The organism is Streptomyces sp. NPDC028991 (assembly GCF_055564775.1).
The window spans coordinates 1-18,023 of sequence record NZ_JBVHVP010000042.1 but is presented as its reverse complement, the minus strand read 5'-3'; the positions used below and the strand labels follow the sequence as shown (position 1 = coordinate 18,023).

Sequence of the window (18,023 nt, the reverse complement as noted above, 5' to 3'; positions counted from 1 at the left end):
GGAGGACCCGCCGGGGGGCTGGTTCCCCCCTTTCCCATGGGGGGGGGGGGGGGGGTGTCCCGGGCCCACGGGTGCGGCACCGCGCGGCGCGACCGTGCCGTGCCGTGCCGTGCCGTGCCGCACTGACCTGATCAGACGCCGGGCAGTACGCCGGTGCGGGCGACCTGGGAGTACCAGCGGGCGCTGGCCTTGGGGATGCGCGTGCCGGTCGGGTAGTCCACGTAGACGGCACCGAAGCGCTTGCCGTAGCCGTGGGCCCACTCGAAGTTGTCCAGCAACGACCAGAGGAAGTAGCCGCGCACGTCCGCGCCGTCCACGATGGCCTGGTGCACGGCGGCCAGGTGGTCGCGTACGTAGGCGATGCGGGCGGGGTCGTTGACCTGTCCCGCGGGGTCGGCGTAGTCGTCGAACGCCGCCCCGTTCTCGGTGATGACCAAAGGCAGCCTCGGGAAGTCGGACGCCAGCCGGCTCAGCAGGTCGTACAGGCCGGTGGGGTCGACGGCCCAGCCCATGGCGGTGGTGTCGCCGGGCGGCTGGTGGAAGGCGACCCGGTCGGCCCCCGGCCAGGGGCTGTGGGTGCTCCCGCCGTGTCCGTCGGAGGTGTGGGTGCCGCTGCCGTCGGCCTCGGAGACGAGGGTGGGCGTGTAGTAGTTGACGCCCAGGAAGTCCAGGGGCTGGTGGATCTGCCGCAGGTCGCCGTCCCGCACGAAGGACCAGTCGGTCAGCTCCGCGGTGTCCTTGAACAGGTCCTCCGGGTAGGCGCCTTGAAGCATCGGGCCGGTGAAGACCCGGTTGGCGAGCGCGTCGATCCGGCGGACCGCGTCGGCGTCGGCGTCGCTGCCGGTGAGCGGGCGGACGTGGTGGATGTTGAGCGTGACCGAGCACTGGGTGCCGGCCCGGACACGGTCGCGCAGCACCTGGACGGCCAGGCCGTGGGCCAGGTTGAGGTGGTGGGCGGCGCGCAGCGCGGCGACCGGGTCGGTGCGGCCGGGAGCGTGCACGCCGGAGCCGTAGCCGAGGAAGGCGCTGCACCAGGGCTCGTTGAGGGTCGTCCAGGTCTTCACCCGGTCGCCGAGGGCGTCCGCGGCGAGGGCCGCGTACTCGGCGAACCGCTCGGCCGTGGCCCGCTCCGGCCAGCCCCCGGCGTCCTCCAACTCCTGCGGCAGGTCCCAGTGGTACAGGGTGGCGACGGGCTGGATGCCCTTGTCCAGGAGGTCGTCGACGAGGCGCCGGTAGAAGTCCAGGCCCTTCTGCACGGCCGGGCCGCGGCCGGTGGGCTGGATCCGGGGCCAGGCGAGGGAGAAGCGGTACGCGCCGAGCCCGAGCTCGGCCATCAGGGCCACGTCCTCCCGCCGGCGGTGGTAGTGGTCGGTGGCGATTTCACCGGTGTCGCCGTTGCGGACCCGGCCGGGGGTGCGGGCGTAGGTGTCCCAGATGGACGGCGTACGCCCGTCCTCCGCGGCGGCCCCCTCGATCTGGTACGAGGCGGTCGCGGAGCCCCAGAGGAAGCCCTTGGGGAAGGTTCGCGCGGTGTCCGGGGCGGACGCCGTCTGCTGTGCTGCGGTGACCACGTAAGTCCTTTCGTGGAGGGGGTGTTCGCGAGCGCGCGGATGCCTCGGGGTGCGCGCCCGCGGCTGGGGGACGTGGGGCAGCCCGGCAACTCGGTTCCGGGCCGCCGCGGTGGCGGGTCAGGTCAGCCCTTCACGGCACCCGCCATGATCCCGCTGACGATCTGCCTGCCGAAGACGATGAACATCGCCAGCAGCGGCAGCGTGCCGAGCAGCGCGCCCGCCATGATCAGGGACTGGTCGCGGACGTATCCCGCGCTGAGCTGGGTGAGCGCGACGGGGACCGTCGGGTTGGTCATGTCGAGCACCACGAAGGGCCAGAAGAAGTCGTTCCACGCGTGCACGAAGGTGATCATGAACAGGACGGCCATGGCGGGCCGTGCGACGGGCAGCACGATGCTCCAGAAGATCCGCAGCGAGTGCGCCCCGTCCACGCGTCCGGCCTCGACGAGCTCGTCCGGCAGCGCCTCCGCCAGGTACTGCCGCATGAAGAAGACCCCGACCGCGCTCACCAGCGTGGGGAAGATGACGGCGGGCAGCTGCTGCGACCAGCCCAGCTCGGACATCATCATGAACAGCGGTACGACGGCGAGCTGCGGCGGCACCATCATCGTGCCGATCACCAGCATCAGCAGGACGTTGCGCCCCTTGAACCGCAGCTTGGCGAAGGCGAATCCGGCCAGGGTCGCGAACATCACCGTGGACAGGGCGATCACCCCGGCCACGATGAGGCTGTTCACCATGGCCTTGCCCATCGCCGCCTCGTCCCAGGCCCGGGCGAGGTTGCTGAACAGGTTCGGGCCGGGCAGGAACGGCGGCGGGGTCTGGCTGACCCGGGTGTTGTCCGTGGAGGCGGCCACCATCGTCCAGTACAGCGGGAAGATCGACAGTACCGCCATGAGGGCGAGCAGGACGTAGGCGAGCGGGCCCGCGTGGTGCTGGCGGCCGGCGCCCTGGCGCAGCAGCCGGCGGCCGCCGCGGCCGGCCGGCTTCGTGGCGGGGGTCCGGGCCGGGGCGTCCGTCCGGGCCGGGAGGCTTTGAGTGGTCATGGCGACTCCAGGTCAGGACGATCGGGAACGCACGCGCTTGATCAGACGCTGTGCCACGAAGACGAGGACGAGCAGCATGAACATCGCCCAGGCGACGGTCGCCGACCGGCCCATCTGGTAGTTCTTCCAGCCCTCCTCGTACAGCAGCAGGCCGAGCGTCTGGTACTGGTTGTCCGCGCCGCCGGTGATGCCGTTGGGCCCCTGGCCGAAGATCAGCGGCTCACCGAAGAGCTGGGTGGCGCCGATGGTGGAGAGCACGATGGTGAAGACGATGGTGGAGCGGATCCCGGGGACGGTGACATGGGTGAACTGCTGCCACCGGGAGGCCCCGTCGAGGGAGGCCGCCTCGTACCGGTCGGCGGGGATGGCCTGCATGGCGGCCAGGTAGAGCAGGGCGTTGTAGCCGGTCCAGCGCCAGATGACGATGGTGGAGATCGCGACCTGGGCCGGCCACTTGTCGGCCTCCCAGTTCACCGGGTCGATGCCGACCGTGCCGAGCGCCCAGTTGATCATGCCGAAGTCGCGTTCGAAGATCATGGTGAACACGAGGGCGGCGGCGGCGACCGAGGTGGCGTAGGGGACCAGCGAGGCGACGCGGAAGAACAGCGAGGCGCGCATCCGGTAGTTGAGCAGGTGCGCCAGGCCGAGCGCCATCATCAGCTGCGGCACCGTGGAGATGACGCCGATGGTGATGGTGTTCCGCAGCGCGTTCCAGAAACGTGAGTCGCCCCAGAGTTCGACGTAGTTGTCGAACGCCACCCATTCCATGACGTCGAGGGTGGCCAGTTCCACGTCGTGCAGGGAGATCCACGAGGTGTAGACGAGAGGATAGAAACTGAAGGCGGCGAAGACGACGAAGAACGGTGCGACGAACGCGTACGGGGCGCCCTTGATGTCCAGCCGGTGCAGCAGTGCGCCGCGCCGCCGGGCGGCGCCCCCGCCGCCCGTCCTGGGGGACGGACCGGGAGGCTCGTCCCCGGTCAGGGCCTTGGTGGTGGAGGTGGCCACCGGACTTCCTTCCTGAAAGGCGAACGTGTGAGCCGGGCCCCGGGCCCGCCGGCGGCATGCGTCGGCGGGCCCGGGGAGCCGCGGGGGCGGCGGGTCAGCCGACCGCCTTCTCGATGCGCTCCGCGGTGGTCTTCCACGCCTCGTCACGCGCGGTGTCCTGCTGCTCGATCAGCGTCAGGCCCTGGGAGAAGAGATCCTTGATCGTGCCGTCCTTGCGGCCGAGGACCTGCTTGTCCGGGATCTCCTGGGCAGCGGCGCCGAAGATCCGGCCGATCGGCGCGTCGCTGAAGTACTCGGACTTGGCGTTCTTCACGTCGGCGCTGTCCAGCGCCTGGAGTGAGGAGGGGATGTTGCCGATCTCCTTGAAGATGTGGGCCTGCTGCTCCGGCGCGGTCAGCCAGGCGACGAGCTTCTTGGCCTCCTCCTTCACCGGGCTCTGCTCGATCACGCCGAGGAAGGACCCGCCCCAGTTGGCGCCCTTGGGGGCCTTGGCCACGTCCCACTTGCCCTTGTTCGCCTCGCCGGCCTTCTCACTGATGTGGCTGAGCATCCACGCCGGGCAGACGGCGGTGGCGAACGTGCCGTTGGCCAGGCCCGGGTCCCAGCCCGGCTGGAACTGCCGGAGCTCGGCCGTCAACTCGTCGTCCGCGGCGTCGGCGGCGAGGTTCCACGCCTCCTTGACGGCCGGGTTCTTCTCGTGGATCAGCTCGCCCCTGTCGTTGTAGTACTGCTCGGGGTAGCCGTAGACCATGGCGTTGAACAGGCCGCTGGCGGCGTCCATGTAGGCCACGTCGTCACCCTTGAACCCCTTCTTGAAGGTACGGCCGACCTCGACGTACTTCTTCCAGTCGCCCTCCCAGAGCTTGGCGACCTCCTCGCGGTCGGTGGGCAGGCCGGCCTTCTCGAAGTAGTCCTTGCGGTAACAGACGGCCATCGGGCCGATGTCAGTGCCCAGGCCCAGCACCTTGCCGTCCCCGGTGCTGATCTGGGACTCCTTCCACGGCAGGAAGTGGTCGGTGCCCGACATCCCGGAGAAATCCGCGAACTTGTCCGCCTGGGTCTCGGTGATCTCCTTGGCCCGGCCGATCTCTATGCCCTGGATGTCCTTCAGGCCCTTGCCCGCGGCGAGCCTGGTCTGCAGTGCGGTGTAGTACGTCTGCTCGTCACCGGCGATCTCGGCCTTGATGTCGACATCGGGGTTCTCCTTCTCGTACTGCTCGAGAAGGCCCGTCTCCTTGATGCCCATGACGCCGAACAGGCCCATCGTGATGACGGTCTTGCCGTCCTCCTTGCCACCACCGGTGACCGAGTCGTCACTGCTGCTGCAGCCCACGACGAGTGCCAGCGCACCGGCGGCCGCGACCGCCGCCACCGCCCTCGTGCGCAACGAACCGAGACTGCCCATGGATCTCCTCCTAGCGACGGCGCTGACACATCGGCGTGACGAGTTCTGCGATGACTACAGCGGCTCTGACGGGAGTGGGAACGTGCCCAAACTTGGATGGGCACGTTCCCACCGGCGCAACGAAGACTCGTGGGAGCGGGCCCATCTGTCAATGACTTGAACGCAAGTCGGCGGATGACTCCGGGCCCCGCCTTCGCTTCCCATGCTTCGGGGGGTGCTCTGCCGACGGCGGCGTCTGCAAGAATTGCCGCAGGTCACCTCCGCGGCAGGCAGCGCCGCCGCGGCCGCCGAGGGGGGAGTGCATGACCGGCAACCGCCGTCCCACGATCAAAACGGTCGCCGCCCACGCCGGCGTGGGGCGCACCACGGTCTCCCGCGTCGTCAACGGCTCGGAACTGGTCAGCGCCGACGCACGCGCCCGGGTCCTCGCGGCGATCAAGGAGCTCAACTATGTTCCCAACTCGGTCGCCCGGGGCCTGGTGACCAACCGCACCAACGCCGTGGCCCTGGTGATCCCGGAATCGGAGAGCCGACTCGGCTCGGAGCCGTTCTTCGCCGCGCTGATCCGGGGCGTCAGCGGCGCCCTCGCCGAGAGCCGGACCCAGTTGCAGCTGATGCTCGTCCGCGACCAGGCCGAGCGGGACCAGCTGACCGAGTCGGTGGCGACCCGCCGCGTGGACGGTGTCCTGCTGGTATCCGTGCACGCCGAGGACCGGCTGCCGGGCATGCTCGAGGAGATGGGCCTGCCCACCGTGCTGGCCGGCCGCCGCGACGCCGGCGAGCGGCTGAGCTATGTCGACTCCGACAACGCCGGCGGGGCCGCCGCGGCGGTCCGGCACCTGCTGGACGGCGGCAGGAGGAGGATCGCCACGATCACCGGTCCCCAGGACATGGACGTAGGCCGCAGCCGGCTCGCGGGCTGGCGGGCCGCGCACGAGGAGGCGGGGGCGGACGCGAGGGAACTCCTGGTCGAGGCGGGCGACTTCACCGAGGAGGGCGGGCGCCGCGCCATGCGTTTGCTTCTTGAACGCGCCCCGGACCTGGATGCCGTCTTCGCCGCCTCCGACCTCATGGCGGTCGGCGCCCTGGCCGAACTGCGCCGGCGCAAACGGCGGGTTCCCGGTGATGTCGCCGTCGTGGGATTCGAGGACTCCGTCCTCGCCCGCCACACCGACCCGCCTCTGACGACGGTGCGTCAGCCGGTGGAGGAACTGGGCCGGACCATGGCCCGCATCCTCACCGACATCACGCAGCACGGGGCGTCCCGGCGGCAGATGACCCTGCCGACCGAGCTGGTGGTGCGCGAGTCGTCCTGACGCAAGGCCCGGACTCGCCACTCGGCTTCCAGCCCTTGGGGCGGGCTCGCGAAGCGGCCGGGACGACCGGATCGGTGTCCTCGCCGGAGATCACCGGCGCGGTGGTCGACGACGGACAGGAGTGGTGTCAGGCAGCCGAAGTCGCCGCCGCGCCACCGACGCGGGCGGTGCGTCGTATCCCCTCGGGCATCACCCTGCCGGGGTGGTGCACCTCCTCGGCGGCGTCCCCGCAGGCCTCGGAACCGCAGTACGGGAGTGCAGGTGCTCGGCACCGGGGAGGGGCAGGTGAAGCCGAGGGCGTCGTTCGCCCACGGTCCCGTCTCCTCGCGGAACTCCGAGGCCCGCTGCCCGCGGCCCGCGTCCGCGGTGCCGCCCGGCGTTCCGGATCGCCATCGGGGCTACCCTTCCAGGGCCGGCGGCCGCGGAGCCGGCCGGGCGGTGATGAGGTCCGCCGCGCGTTCGGCGGCGAGCAGCACGGTGACCATCGGGTTGATGGTCGGCATGGTGGGGAAGACGGACGCGTCCACGACCCGCAGCCCGTCGTGTCCGCGCAGCCGCAGCTGGGGATCGAGCACCGCCATGGGATCGTCCTCGGCGCCCATCCGGCAGGTCCCGGCCGGATGGTAGACGGTGTGCGCGGCGCGGCGTCCGTACTCGGACAGGTCGGCGTCCGAGCGTACGTCCGGGCCCGGCGCCACCTCGCGCAGCAGCCAGTCGCTGAGCGGGGCGGTGGACGCCACCTCGCGGGCGATCCGCAGTCCGTCGACGATCGCGCGCTCGTCGTGCCCGTCCGGGTCGGTGAAGTAGCGGAAGTCCAGTGCGGGTTTGACCTCCGGGTCGGCGCTGCGCAGCCACATGCGGCCGACGGACCGGGCCCGCGGCACGTTCGGGGTCATGCAGACGCCGTGCTCGGGGACCGGGTAGCCCAGCCGTTCGGTGTTGGTGGTGAACGGCACCTGGTAGAAGTGGAACATCAGGTCCGGGCGCGGACCGCCCGCCGGGTCGCGGCGCAGGAAGAGGCCGGCGTCGGAGTCCATGGCCGAGTTGGGCGGCAGCGGTTCACGGGTCTCCCACACCATCACCGACTCGGGGTGGTCCAGCAGGTTCTCGCCCACCCCGGGCAGGTCGGCGCGGACCTCGATGCCCAGGTCCCGCAGCTGACCGGCCGGGCCGATACCGGAGAGCATGAGCAGCCGCGGCGTGTCGATCGCTCCGGCGCACAGGAGCACTTCGGCGTCCGCCTCCAGTGTCGACAGTGAGCCGTCGGGGTTGCGGACCAGGACGCGGGTGAAGCGGCCCTCGCTGTCGGGCTGCAGCCGGTACGCCCAGGTCTCCAGGCGCAGGGTCAGGTTCGGGCGGTCCAGTACGGGGTGCAGGTAGGCGACGGAGGCGGAGGAGCGGGTGTTGGTCTCCGGGTCGTAGGCGAGGGAGAAGAAGCCGGCGCCGTCGGTGAAGGGGCGGGCGTTGAAGTCCTCGACGCGCTGGACGCCGAGCCGGGTGGTGGCCGCCGTGACGAAGTCCTCGGCGATCGCGTTGCGGTCGGCGGCGCCGACGGGCACGATCGTGTTCTGCAGCCGTGTACGGTACGGCAGGATCGTGTCCGGTTCCCAGCCGGTGCAGCCGAGCTCCACCCACTCGTCGAGGTCCTGCGGGAACGGCAGGAAGCTGATCAGCGTGTTGTGCGAGGAGCAGCCGCCGAGCACGCGGGCGCGGGAGTGCAGGATGTGCGAGTTGCCGCGCGGCTGCTCCTCGGTGGTGTAGCCGTAGTCGAACTCGGAGCCGAGCAGGTTGATCCAGTTGCGCAGTCGCAGGATCCGTTCGTCGCCGACATCGCTGGGTCCGCCCTCCACCACGCACACCCGGCAGGCCGGGTCCTCGCTGAGCCGGGCGGCCAGTACGCAGCCGGCCGTGCCGCCGCCGATGATCACGTAGTCGTAGGTCGTCGTCTCGTCGTCCATCGCGTCGCCTTCTCTCTCGCCCTGCCCGCTCAGCCCTTGAACCAGCCGGAGGGAGCCGGCCTGAGGTTCTGGTAGACGTGCTTGGCCTCCTGGTATTCGCGCAGGCCGGTGGGCCCGAGTTCCCGGCCGAAGCCGGAGCGGCCGAAGCCGCCCCACTCGGCCTGCGGCACGTAGGGGTGGAAGTCGTTGATCCAGACCGTTCCGTGCCGCAGCCGGCCCCCGACCCGCTGGGCGCGGCTCGCGTCGTTCGTCCACACGCCGCCGGCCAGGCCGTAGCGGGTGTCGTTGGCCAGTTCGACGGCCTCCTCCTCGGTGCCGAAGCGTTCCACCGTGACGACCGGGCCGAAGACCTCCTCCTGCACGATGCGCATGGCCCGGTCGCAGTCGGCGTAGACGGTGGGGAGCAGGAAGAAGCCGCGGGACAGCTCGGGGTCGTCCGGGCGGCGGCCGCCGCAGACCAGTCGGGCGCCCTCGTCCCGGGCGATCTCCAGGTAGGCCTCGACCTTCGCCCGGTGTTCCGCCGAGCTGAGCGGCCCGCTCTCGGTCGTCGGTTCGAGTCCGCTGCCGAGCCGGATGGCCTGCGCACGGGTGGCCAGCCGCTCCACGAACCGGTCGTGCAGGCCGTCCTCCACGAGCAGCCGCGAGCCGGCCGAGCAGACCTGCCCCGAGTGCAGGAACGAGGCCTCCAGGGCGTGGTCGACGGCGGCGTCGAAGTCGCAGTCGGCGAAGACCACGTTGGGGTTCTTGCCGCCGAGCTCCAGCGCGATGTTCTTCACGCTCGGCGCGCACGCCTCCATGATCCGGCGCCCGGTGGCCAGGCCGCCGGTGAAGGAGACGAGGTCCACCTCGGGGTGGGAGGACATGGCCGCGCCCACGGTGCCGCCGGGGCCGAGGACCAGGTTGGCGACCCCGGGCGGCGCTCCCGCCTCGGCGATCAGCCGGATCATGTGGATCGTGGAGAGGGGTGTCGTCTCACTGGGTTTGAGGACGAGGGTGTTGCCCGCCGCGAGGGCCGGGGCCACCTTCCAGGAGGCTTGCAGCAGGGGGTAGTTCCACGGCGCGATGAGGGCGCAGACGCCGATGGGGTGGTAGGTGACCCGGCTGAGCACATCGGGGCCGACGTCCACCACCCGGCCGCCGTCCTTGTCGGCGATCTCGGCGAAGTAGCGGAACGCGTTGGAGACGTCCTCGACGTCGATGCGTGCCTCGGCGAGCGTCTTGCCGGTGTCGAGGGTTTCGACTCGGGCGATCTCCTCCTGGTCGCGCAGGAGGAACCGCGACACCCTGAGCAGCACGTCGGCCCGCTCCCGGGTGGGCGCCGACGACCAGTCGCCCCGGTCGAAGGCCCGCCGGGCGGCTCGTACGGCCAGGTCGACGTCGGCCTCGTCCGCGTCGTCCACCTGTTGGACGACGGACGCGTCGAAGGGGTTGATCACGTCCCGCCGCGCGCCGCCCACGGCGCCCGTCCACTCGCCGTCGATGAACAGTTCCGGCATCGCTGGCTCCCTCGCTCGTACCTGTCCGGTGCCGACGCGACCCACGGCGCGGCACACCTGGCACCAACATCGTCCGAGGGCCCGGCGCCGGTCATGCGGACGCACCGGCCGAGGGAGGGTTGGGCGGGGATGTGACCTGGTTGGGCTAGCTGGTGCGTCGCTGCGGCGGCTCACGGGTCGCCGGGGGCGGGTATGGCGAGGGGCGCGCGCCTGCTCCCGGCGAGGGTCTCCGGCCGGTGACGTTTCCCCCTCAGCCGGCGTCGGGCAGCGCCGCCGGGTAGCCGTCCTCGTCCGCCTGCCGCCGCGCCCGGCGCGCGTTCTCCCCGCGCACCGCGTCCAGCCACCGCCACGGCTTGATCTCGTCCAGGGTGAGATCCGGGCACGCGAGCTGGTGCGGGACGCGGCATGTGGTGCCGGGCGGTGGTTCGTTCAGACCGCTGTTCCAGGCCTGCCCGCCGGAGTCGATGTGCCAGCGGTGGCCGCCGGGGACGAGGTGGGCGGGGACGGTGAGCTGGGGCTCGAGCAGGACGTGCTGACCGGTGTAGGTGAGACGGCGTTCGCCGGCCAGGCCGCAGTTCGGGCAGATCGGCCGGGCCGGCGGTTCCGGCCCGGTGGCGCCGTCGCGGGCGGCCTGTCTCCGGTCGACGCCGTCCCAGGGCCGTGGGGCGTCGTCGGGCGGCTGCCGGTGGCTGTCGGGGCCGGGTACCGGGAAACGGCTCGGTTCGTGTGTGTCCCCCATGGATGCGAGCGTGCGGTGACGGAAGGAAGCGGGACAGGGCGCAGGACGGGCGCAACGGCGGCATGCGGGCGGATCGTACGGGCGCGGAACCTCGGCGCGGCCGGGTGCGGCCCGAAACCTGCCTTCACATGTCCGGTTCGCGGACCGGAGGGTGACGCACGCGGCGGAAGCCGCGGGCGAACGCGGTCACCGCGCCGAAGAGCCCGCCCGTGGCCGAGGAGGACGTCCCGGCCGAGGACCGGGACGTCACGCGGCCATGACCGCATGCCTCCTCGCCCGCTTCCGGTGAGCGGCGCGGGCCTCTCCGGGTTCGCGAACTGCGGGCGTCTGCGATGTTTCATGTGAAACCACCCACTACGTCACCGGCAGTACGGTCCGACACACGATGACACCGAGCGCGGGCAGGCCGGGACGGGCTTCGGGGCCGGCCGGGCCTGGCACACTGGCGGACGTGACTGCTCATGAGACGGTGCGCGCACCAGCGTTCGCACAGATCACCCGTGCTCAGGACGCCACGCCGGCCGTACGGCGGGATCTCCGGGACTGCTGGACGGCGGTCATCGCTGCCGGAGGTGCGGTCGTCCCCATGGACTGCCCGCTGCCGCCCGCGTCCTCGCCGGACGTCGAACCGGCGCTGGACGAGATCATCCAGGGGCTCGCCCCGCGGCGCAGCCGGATCCTCCTGGCCGGCGTCGACGGGGCACTCGCGGGCTGGGTACTCCTGCGCCGCGAGCCGCACCCTCTTGGCGCGCACTGCGGAACGGTGAATCACCTGCAGACACATGTTCGTTTCCGCGGCATCGGCGTCGGTGCCGCGCTGATGCGCCGCCTGCCGGAGATCGCCCGCGGCGAGATGGGCCTGGAGAGACTGCGGCTCACCGCGCGGGCCGGTCTGGGACTCGAGGACTTCTACCGCAGGGCCGGGTGGACCGAGGTCGGCCGATGGCCGGGTGCGTTGCGCGTGGCGCCCGGTGACGACCGGGACGAGATCCTGATGAGCCTCGCCCTGTGAACGGGTCCGGGATCAGCCGCCCTTGACCGCCACCAGCACGGCGCTGTCGCCGAACTGCCAGACCGGCGCGACGTGGCGGAAGCCCGCCCGGCGCAGCAGCTCCGTGTGGCGGTCCGCCGCCAGGTCCGCGCCGGCCCCGCCCCCGCCGTGGGCCGCGTGGCGCTGGGCACGTTCGGCGAGCAGGTCGGCCAGCTCGGGATCCCGGGCGGCGGCGGTCCACCACTCCCGCCAGTCCTCGTGGGCGTCGCCGCCCGTCCGATCGGCGCGGCGGCGCCCCACGTACGCGGTGATGTCCGAGCAGGGCGCCTCGGCAGGCGGGAAATGGTCGCCGTTGACGAGTACGCCGCCGGGGCGCAGCAGCGCGGCGAGGCGGCGGTAGGTGTCCAGCAGCACCGGCTCGGGCAGGTAGTGCAGAGCCGTCGTCGAGACGGCGGCGTCCAGGGGGCGTGCCAGCCCGAGGTCACCGGTCCAGCCATCGGCTCCGATCACGGTGTCGACGTAGCGGGCGGCGTTGGCGTGGTGGGTCCGGCCCAGTTCCAGCAGCAGGGGGTCCATGTCGGCGGCGACGATCTCCGCGTGCGGCAGCCGGCCGGCGAGCCTGGCCGCCAGGGAGCCGGGGCCGCAGCCCAGGTCGAGCAGGAGCGGCCGGGGACGGCCGGCCGTGGCGTACTCGACGACATCCGTGATCACTGTGAACCGCTCCTCGCGGTCCACGGCGTAACGCTGCTGCTGTCGCTCCCAGCGTTCCACCCACGTCCTGGCCACCGCCATGCTGATGCCCATCTGGTCGCGCCACCTCTTCCGTTGCTCACCCGTCGTGGACGCGTCCGAATCTACAGGTGGAAACGGTTATCACTTGCCATGTCTCTGGTCCTTCACGCCAATGACGTCAGTACGGTGAGCAGGCGATCGATTTCCTCCGCCGTGTTGTAGACGTGCAGGCTCACGCGCACCGACCCGTCCTTCTCGCCCGCGCCGGACTGGCACAGGCCGTCGGCCCGCACCATGAAGCCGTGGCTGTAGAGGATGAACCCGAGGTCGTCGGACGGGATGTCGCGGTGCCGGAAGGTGACGATGCCGTGGCGGCGCTGGGCCGCGGGAAGCGCGGAGCCGGCGGCGAGGCTGACGGGGCAGCCGAGGATCTCGTACGCGTCGAGGTGCCTCAGCCGGTCGGTCAGCCGGGTCGTGAGGCCGCCCGTCCAGCCGGCGATCCGGTCGGGGCCGGCCGTGTCGAGCCAGTCGAGTGCGGCCCGCAGCGACACGATGCCCACCGTGTTGGGGGTGCCCTGCCAACCGGCCGGCCGGAAGGCGGGGCCCCGTGCGTTGCGCGCCCAGACCGCTCCCGTACCCGGCAGGGCCATCGCCTTGTGCCCCGAGAAGACCACGAAGTCGACGTCGAGCGCGGGATCGGCCAGGTCGACGGGCAGGTGGCCGACGCTCTGCGCCGCGTCCAGGCAGATCGGCACGTCCGGGCCCACCGCCGCGCGGACGCGGTGCACGTTCATGTCGCCGCCGTAGACGTGGTGCACGTGCGTGGCGGCCACGAAGCGGGTCCGCGGACCGACGAGGGCGCCGAGGGCGCGGTGGTCGTAGTCGCCGGAGACCGCCTGGTACGGCAGGGCGCGCAGGTGTACGTGGACGCCGCGGGCGGCCAGCAGTCGCTGCGCTTCGAGCCAGGGGTCGAGATTGGCCCGGTGGTCGGCGAACGGCACGAGGATCTCGTCGCCGTCGGTGAGGTACGGCGCGAGCCAGTCGCGGGCGACGGCGCGCAGGCCATCGGTGGTGCCGCTGGTGAAGTGGACCGTGGAGTGGTCCGGTTCCGGATCGCCGAGGAACTCCTTGACCCGCTGCCGGGTCGTCTCCACCAGCTCCGTGGTCAGGTTCGCCCACGGGTAGGTGCCGCGGCCCGCGTTGGCGTTCGACGTCGTGAGGTAGGTCTGGACGGCCTCCAGTACGGCTCGCGGCTTCTGGGACGTGGCCGCGCTGTCGAGGTACGCCGACTCCGGGTGTGCGGTGACGATGGGGAACTGCTCCCTCAGTTCCCGCTGCCACCGGTCCGCGCTCACTCGCGCACCAGCGGTGCGCCCGCGTCCCGCCAGGCGACGATCCCGCCGGCCAGGCTGCGTACGTCGGGGTGTCCCCTGCCCGTCAGCAGGGCGGCGTAGCGCAGTGACCTCTCGCCGACGGGACAGGCCAGCAGCACGGGCGTCCGCTTGCTGAAGGGGAGCCCGCCCCGCACGAGTTCCTCGAACAGATCGTCGACGATGTTGAGCGAGCCCTCGATGTGCAGGGCGGCGTAGGCGTGCGGGCTGCGCAGATCGACGACGAGCGGGCGGGGATCGCCCTCCGAGATCCACCGGCGGGCCTCGTCCACGGTCGCGGACCTCGCGCCCGCCCGTACCTCGTCGTCGGTGAGTGTCGCGAGGGTGGGCCCCCGGCTCGCCCTGCCCAGCAGCTCCGGGCGGCGGTCGCGCACGTAGCTCAGGTAGCTCTCCGCCCGGTCGCACACGATGAACACCGCGGTCTCGCGACGCCCCGACCCCTCCAACGCCGCGTCGGCGGCCCGCAGATGGCGTACCGCCCCTTGGTAGGCGGCGCCGCCGGTCGGTCCCGTCAGCAGTCCGCAGCGGCGGATGAGGGTGAGCATCCCGTCGATGGCTTCGCCGGAGGTGACGGACTCGATGGTGTCGTACGTCCCCGGATCGAACAGGCCGACCTGATGCACCTCGTCGATGGTGCGGATGCCGGGGACGAAGTCCGACTTGTGGGCGACCAGGCCGAGCACCCGCACCTCCGGATCGTGTTCGCGCAGCACCCTGGCGACACCGGTCGACGAACCGGCCGTGCCCACGCAGGCGACGAACCAGTCCGGCGCCCGCCCGTCCAGATCCTTGACTATCTCGGGTCCGGTGCCCTCGGCATGCGCCTCGACGTTGCGCGGGTTGAAATACTGGTCGGTGTGCAGGTAGGTGCTGCCGGGATCCGAGAGCGCCTGGTGGAAGTGGGTCAGCGGGTCGTCCGTGTCGGTCGGGTCGAGGCACTCGCTCCGACCGGGCAGCTCCTCGATCTCGGCGCCGAGCAGCAGGAGCAGGTCCTTGATCTCCGGTACCCGCATCCGGTTGGTGACGCTCTTGAACCTGAGGCCGTGCAGGCCGGCCAGCAGGGCGAGGGCCTTGGCCGTGTTCCCGCTGGAGAGCTCCACGACCGTCCCCTCCCCCTCGGCCGCGCCCTCCAGGTGAGGGCGCGCCATGTGCCAGGCGGGCCGGTCCTTGACGGAGCCGAACGGGTTGAGCATCTCCAGCTTCGCGTAGAGGTCGATGTTGCGCAGCCCGTGCACGGCGGGGTCGATGCGCACCAGCGGTGTGTTGCCGATGGCCTCCGTGATGCTGTCGTACCTCATGCGGGCGTTCCCCCCGGGTGTGTGATCGGCCAGTAGTCCTCGTCCAGGCACCAGCGCCAGGAGTCACCCTCCTTCTCCACCGCCACCGTCCGTGCCAGGGGCTGCCGTTGCGCGTGGTGGGCGTGGAAGTCCATCGCGTACCCGGCGGTGTTGACGAAGGCCAGCAGGTCGCCGGCGCGCGGCAGCCTGGGGAGGAACACCAGGCGGCGAGTGATCAGATCGGCCTCCAGGCACAGATTGCCGACGAGGTGGACGCCGACCGGCCCCCCGTCGCCCTCCTCGGGGCCGCCGCGCGGCAGCAGTACGGGGTCCACGAGGACTCCGTGCTCCTCCAGGCTCACGTCCCCGGCGTTCATCCCGAGGCGCACCAGGTAGGGGGCCGAGTCCTCGCCCGTGCCCCGCACGTCCAGTACCCGGGCCAGCGACAGTCCGCACTGGTCGACCAGGGAGCGGCCGGGTTCGATGTGGAGATCGTGGAGGTGCTCCAGGAGAAGGGTGCCCGGCCCCCGGCCCAGCACCGGTGCGGGCAGCGAGAGGAGTTCGTCGAGGTAGCCGGGGCCGGCGTTGGGGCGGTGGCCGGGGTACAGCGCGACGGACCCGCGCACCGTGCCGCCCTCGTTGCGCAGCCCGTAGCCGTGACCGCGCCAGGTCAGGGGCGGGCGGCCGCCCAGGACCGCCTCGCTCAGGGCGGTCGTCCAGCGCCGCCACTCCTCGGCGTCGGCGACGTAGCCCACGCCGAAGCCGCCGCCGATGTCCACGGCACGCGGCGCCAGCCCCCGGGCCCGGCACTTGTCCATGAGCAGCACGCACTGCTCCAGGGCCCGGCCCTTCTCTTCGAGGCCGGTGGTGTCCAAGTGGTAGGCGAGGCCTGTCAGTTCCACGGCGTCCGCGTGCCGTTCCACGGCCGTCAGGAGCTCCTCCGCGTCCCGTACCGGGGTGCCGAAGCGGCTGCGGCGCGACAGCATCCGGGTGCCCGCTCCCCCGTGGCCGGCGGACTCGAACCCAGACAGGCGCACCAGCACCTCGACCCGGCCGAGGCCGTACCTGCGTACCAGGCCGGCGAGTTGTTCCAGCTCGTGGAGCGAGTCCAGGTTCACCGTCGCGCCCACGCGTGCCGCCAGCCACAGGAACTCCGGGTCCTTGGGGCCGGTGGCCATGACCCGGTCCCCGGTGAAACCGCAGCCCAGGGCGTGCCGCAGTTCTTCCAGCGAGGCGACGTCGACACCGACGCCGGCCGGTTCCCCGGCGGCCAGCCGCCGCACCAGGGCGCTGGACCGGTTCGCCTTGTGCGCGAAGTACACCCGCCCGGCGAGACGGTGACGGCGGTAGACGGCGCGGAATCGTTCCGCGTTGGCGGCGACGGTCTCGGGGAGCAGCACGTTGAGCGGAGATCCGAGCGCGTCGACGAGCGAGTGCAGGAATGGCGCGGCCCCCAGCAGTGAGGCGAGCGGTTGATCCACCCGCGGCCTCAGATACAAGGGCACATCCACGAAAGACCCCTCCCCGTGTCGGCCGACGGTCGTTGCGACGACCGTTCGGGAGTAGTCGTTTCCAGGTACACACGCCGCTAAGCCTCCGGGCCCGGTCAGGGGCGGCCGCCGCGCCCCGCTGCCGACCGGTTCGGCGCCCGGTACGCCGGGTGCGCCTCCCAGCCGCTCGTACCCGCCGGAGAGCCCGGCGGCTCGGCGGCCGGACAAGGCCGGCGGAAGTCGCCGGTGCACGCCCTCACGGGGCGCAGGCCTCGGCGATGGACAGGCTGTTCTCGTAGAGGTGGTGGCGGGTGATCCGGCCGCCCTCGACGGTGAGGCGGAGGGCGAACGGGCCCTCGAAGGACTTTCCCGTCACCCGTACTGTCCCCGACACGTGTCCCATCAGCACGGCGTCGGTGCCGTCGACGAGGAAGGTGTCGAGGGAGGCACGCGCGTCCTCGGGCACGGTGTGCTCCATCAACTCCGTGAACTGGGCGGCGCACTCGGCGGCCGTCGACCGCGGCCGTATCCACGGAACGGCCGGGTTGTCGGCGAGCAGCCAGTCGACTTCGTCGGCGAAGAGTTCGGCGAGCCGCCCGGTGTCCCCGGCGATGCGGGCGGCAAGGAATTCCCGCACCACGGCCCGGGTGTCCTCGGTGACCGAACTCGTGGTGGTGGCGGAACTGGTGGTGGTGGCGGAACTGGTAGTGGTGGCGGCGGAACTCATCGTGCCGGTGGTGGACTTGACGGACATACTGCTCTCCTCACGACTGCGGCCGGCTCCCGGCGGGGGCTCCCGTCGATGCGCCTGGTCCTGTCGGTGATCCTGCCGGGGCAGCGGAGAACGGTCGATTACCCCGGGGGTAAGCACCGGCGGCGCGCCCTCTCTCTCCGGGTGTTCTCGCCGCACCAGTGATCCAGCCGTACCAGGTCTTCCCCCGGGCGCTCACCGCCACCGCCTGTGGCAGTCTCGGCATCCGCGTGGTTCCGACTGGGCCAACCGGCTGACAGCGGGCGTTGCCCCACGGGACGTCATTCGTTAAGGCGGACATGATCAAGAAGCTTGCCTGTGCCTCCGTCATGGCCACCGCTCTGCTGGCGTCCGCTCCTGCCGCCGAGGCGGCTCCCGTGCCCGGCGCGTCCGCCGGGGTCCCCGGTGGACCTCTTCTGGACGGACTCCTCGGATCGCTGGAAGTGGGCCACCCGGCCACGTCCCCGCAGTCGCTGCTGCCCGAGGGCCTCCTCGGAAGGTGACGGGCGGCACCGCTCCCGACCGCCTTCGTCACTGACCGACGCCCCTCTCGCGTCGCCCCGTTCGTGTGGAGGGACGGGCGCGATGCGCGTAATCGCCCCTTCGACCTCGGATCAGCCGGTTCACCGTTCCGGTCCACCGGCTGATCCCGGCGCCGCCAGACCGCGGCAGGTTTCCCGTAACCGCCGTCCGACAGCCTCCAGGAACGCATTCGAACGCGGGAGGCTGCAGTGAAGTACGCGAGCAACAGGCGTGTCGGTGTCGTCGTGGCGGTGCTGAGCGGTCTGGCGCTGGCCGCGGCGACATCGACGGCCGCGCACGCCGACGAGCACACCGACACCGGACCCGACG

Annotated in this window: 15 protein-coding genes; 3 read left to right on the top strand and 12 right to left on the bottom strand. The window is 71.7% G+C overall.

The annotated features are described in order from the left end of the window. Nucleotides 1-131: 131 nt before the first annotated feature. From ACZ4V1_RS35075 to ACZ4V1_RS35060, 4 genes are all read right to left on the bottom strand, one after another. On the bottom strand, nt 132-1,571 hold the full coding sequence (locus ACZ4V1_RS35075) for a GH1 family beta-glucosidase (RefSeq protein WP_468344958.1): 1,440 nt from the start codon (nt 1,569-1,571) through the stop codon (nt 132-134). Between the two features lie 122 nt (nt 1,572-1,693). Next, a complete protein-coding gene (locus ACZ4V1_RS35070; RefSeq protein WP_468344955.1) occupies nt 1,694-2,617 on the bottom strand; it encodes a carbohydrate ABC transporter permease in 924 nt (307 codons plus the stop codon). Between the two features lie 12 nt (nt 2,618-2,629). Beyond that, nucleotides 2,630-3,625, bottom strand: a complete 996-nt coding sequence (locus ACZ4V1_RS35065) for a carbohydrate ABC transporter permease (protein ID WP_468344952.1) — start codon at nt 3,623-3,625, stop codon at nt 2,630-2,632. Nucleotides 3,626-3,719: 94 nt separating this feature from the next. After that, complete coding sequence (locus tag ACZ4V1_RS35060; protein WP_468344949.1) at nt 3,720-5,030, bottom strand: ABC transporter substrate-binding protein; 1,311 nt, start codon at nt 5,028-5,030, stop codon at nt 3,720-3,722. 302 nt (nt 5,031-5,332) lie between these two features. Between ACZ4V1_RS35060 and ACZ4V1_RS35055 the strand changes: the two genes are divergently transcribed. Then, complete coding sequence (locus ACZ4V1_RS35055; protein ID WP_468344946.1) at nt 5,333-6,346, top strand: LacI family DNA-binding transcriptional regulator; 1,014 nt, start codon at nt 5,333-5,335, stop codon at nt 6,344-6,346. A 398-nt stretch (nt 6,347-6,744) separates the two neighbouring features. Here ACZ4V1_RS35055 and ACZ4V1_RS35050 read toward each other — a convergent pair whose 3' ends face one another. From ACZ4V1_RS35050 to ACZ4V1_RS35040, 3 genes are all read right to left on the bottom strand, one after another. Further along, nucleotides 6,745-8,304 (bottom strand): GMC family oxidoreductase, encoded by a 1,560-nt coding sequence (locus tag ACZ4V1_RS35050; protein ID WP_468344943.1) that lies wholly within the window; start codon nt 8,302-8,304, stop codon nt 6,745-6,747. A 29-nt stretch (nt 8,305-8,333) separates the two neighbouring features. Further along, nucleotides 8,334-9,800 (bottom strand): aldehyde dehydrogenase family protein, encoded by a 1,467-nt coding sequence (locus ACZ4V1_RS35045; RefSeq protein ID WP_468344940.1) that lies wholly within the window; start codon nt 9,798-9,800, stop codon nt 8,334-8,336. 250 nt (nt 9,801-10,050) lie between these two features. Then, nucleotides 10,051-10,539, bottom strand: a complete 489-nt coding sequence (locus ACZ4V1_RS35040; protein ID WP_468344937.1) for a DUF6083 domain-containing protein — start codon at nt 10,537-10,539, stop codon at nt 10,051-10,053. 451 nt (nt 10,540-10,990) lie between these two features. Between ACZ4V1_RS35040 and ACZ4V1_RS35035 the strand changes: the two genes are divergently transcribed. Next, on the top strand, nt 10,991-11,551 hold the full coding sequence (locus tag ACZ4V1_RS35035) for a GNAT family N-acetyltransferase (protein ID WP_468344934.1): 561 nt from the start codon (nt 10,991-10,993) through the stop codon (nt 11,549-11,551). 12 nt (nt 11,552-11,563) lie between these two features. Here the strand turns inward: ACZ4V1_RS35035 and ACZ4V1_RS35030 are convergent, their stop codons facing one another. The 5 genes from ACZ4V1_RS35030 to ACZ4V1_RS35010 form a co-directional block, all read right to left on the bottom strand. Next, nucleotides 11,564-12,334 carry a class I SAM-dependent methyltransferase gene (locus ACZ4V1_RS35030; protein ID WP_468344931.1) on the bottom strand — a complete coding sequence of 257 codons (771 nt, stop codon included), beginning with the start codon at nt 12,332-12,334 and terminating at the stop codon, nt 11,564-11,566. Between the two features lie 92 nt (nt 12,335-12,426). After that, complete coding sequence (locus ACZ4V1_RS35025; RefSeq protein ID WP_468344928.1) at nt 12,427-13,617, bottom strand: aminotransferase class V-fold PLP-dependent enzyme; 1,191 nt, start codon at nt 13,615-13,617, stop codon at nt 12,427-12,429. Further along, nucleotides 13,614-14,951 (bottom strand): pyridoxal-phosphate dependent enzyme, encoded by a 1,338-nt coding sequence (locus ACZ4V1_RS35020; protein WP_468344925.1) that lies wholly within the window; start codon nt 14,949-14,951, stop codon nt 13,614-13,616. The genes ACZ4V1_RS35025 and ACZ4V1_RS35020 overlap by 4 nt, the downstream gene beginning before the upstream one ends. Then, nucleotides 14,948-16,411 carry a Y4yA family PLP-dependent enzyme gene (locus ACZ4V1_RS35015; protein WP_468344922.1) on the bottom strand — a complete coding sequence of 488 codons (1,464 nt, stop codon included), beginning with the start codon at nt 16,409-16,411 and terminating at the stop codon, nt 14,948-14,950. The genes ACZ4V1_RS35020 and ACZ4V1_RS35015 overlap by 4 nt, the downstream gene beginning before the upstream one ends. A gap of 265 nt (nt 16,412-16,676) precedes the next feature. Beyond that, entirely contained in the window at nt 16,677-17,147 is a 471-nt protein-coding gene (locus ACZ4V1_RS35010) for a nuclear transport factor 2 family protein (protein ID WP_468344972.1), read from the bottom strand. Nucleotides 17,148-17,470: 323 nt separating this feature from the next. Between ACZ4V1_RS35010 and ACZ4V1_RS35005 the strand changes: the two genes are divergently transcribed. Further along, nucleotides 17,471-17,674: a hypothetical protein gene (locus tag ACZ4V1_RS35005; protein WP_468344919.1), complete on the top strand. Its 204-nt coding sequence runs from the start codon at nt 17,471-17,473 to the stop codon at nt 17,672-17,674. The last annotated feature ends 349 nt before the right edge of the window (nt 17,675-18,023 follow it).